At 74.7% G+C, this 1368-nt stretch carries 1 protein-coding gene; it reads right to left on the bottom strand.

Annotated features, from left to right (window positions below; all coding sequences use genetic code 11):
- The coding region (locus tag J0670_RS38075) for a condensation domain-containing protein (protein ID WP_243438097.1) at positions 1-1315 on the bottom strand (1315 nt) is incomplete at its 3' end.
- Between the last annotated feature and the right edge of the window lie 53 nt (positions 1316-1368).

Below are 1368 nucleotides of genomic sequence, written 5' to 3'. Positions count from 1 at the left end.
GCTCGGCCAGCGGCGCCTCGGGCCGGTCGAGGTAGCCGCGCAGCAGCTCCAGCAGGCGCTCGGAGAGCAGCACGGCCTCGGTCTCGCCGAAGAGGTCGGCGTCGTAGTCCCAGACCAGGGTCATCCCGGCGGCGCCGTGCTTCTCGCCGACCACCCTGCGGTCGTCGGGCAGCAGCACCAGGTCGAGGTCGAAGCGGGTGGTGCCGGTGTTGAAGCCCTCGTAGAGGGAGACCTCCAGGCCGGGCGCCTGGACGTCGGGCAGCGGGGCGTCGTGGGCGCTGAACATCACGTTGAACAGCGGGTTGTCGGCGCCGCCGGTGTGCAGCCCGAGCCGGCGGGTCAGCTCCTGCACCGGCAGGTCCTGGTGCGGCAGGGCGCGCAGCAGGACGTCGGTCGCCTCGTCCACGGCCTCGGTACCGGGGGCGGCCGGGTCGAGGCGCAGGTGCAGCGGCACGGTGTTGACGAACATGCCGACGGTGCCCTCGAAGCCCTCCGGGCGGTTGCCGACGGCGGTGCCGATGGTCAGCTCGTGGTGGCCGCTGTGCCGGCGCAGCAGTTCGCCGAACAGGGCCAGCAGGGTGCTGAACGGGGTGTGGCCGTCGGCCCGGCTGCGCTCGCGCAGCCGCTCGGCGAGGTCGGCGCCGATCGCCTGGCGCAGCTGCCCGCCGTGGTGGCGGCGCTCGGCGGCCGGCCGGGCCAGCCCGGGCAGGGTGACCTCGCGCGGGGCGTCGGCCAGCTCCCGGGTCCAGAAGGCGAGGGCGCGCTCGCGGGCGTCCGGGTCGGCGGCGGTGCGGGCGTGCTCCTCGTACGAGGGGGCGTCGGCCAGTTCGTACGGCTGGTCCAGGACGCGGGCGCGGTAGACGGTGAACAGGTCGCGCAGCAGGATCGCGAAGGAGTGGCCGTCGTGGACGAGGTGGTGCTCGACGTGGATCAGCCGGTGGTGGTCCTCGCCGAGCCGGACGAGGTGCCAGCGCAGCAGCGGGGCGCGGGAGGTGTCCAGCGGCTCCTCGGCCTCGGCGGCGAGCAGCGCGCGGAAGACGGCCTCCGGGTCGTCCTCGGCGGCGAAGTCGCTGTGCCTCAGCTCCGGCCGGCAGTGCTCGGCGACCCGCTGGCCGGGCACGCCCTCCGGTCGGGCCACCAGCTCGAGCCGCAGGCCGGGGTGCCGGTCGAGGACGGCGGCGAGGCCGGTGTGCAGCGCCTCGCGGTCGAGGGCGCCCCACAGGTCGAGCACGGCCGTGAAGTTGTAGGCGCGGCTGCCCGGCAGCATCTGCTCGTGCAGCCAGACGATCTCCTGCGAGGGAGAGAGTGCGAACATGGGCGATTCCCTTGTGTGGTGGGCGTGTCGGCACTACTGGGGTGGCCGGGCTC

The sequence above is a fragment of the Streptomyces sp. FH025 genome (genome assembly GCF_017427025.1).
Classification (GTDB): Bacteria; Actinomycetota; Actinomycetes; order Streptomycetales; family Streptomycetaceae; genus Kitasatospora.
Note: the sequence above shows the minus strand (reverse complement) of the source record. Positions and strands in the feature narration are given on the sequence as shown.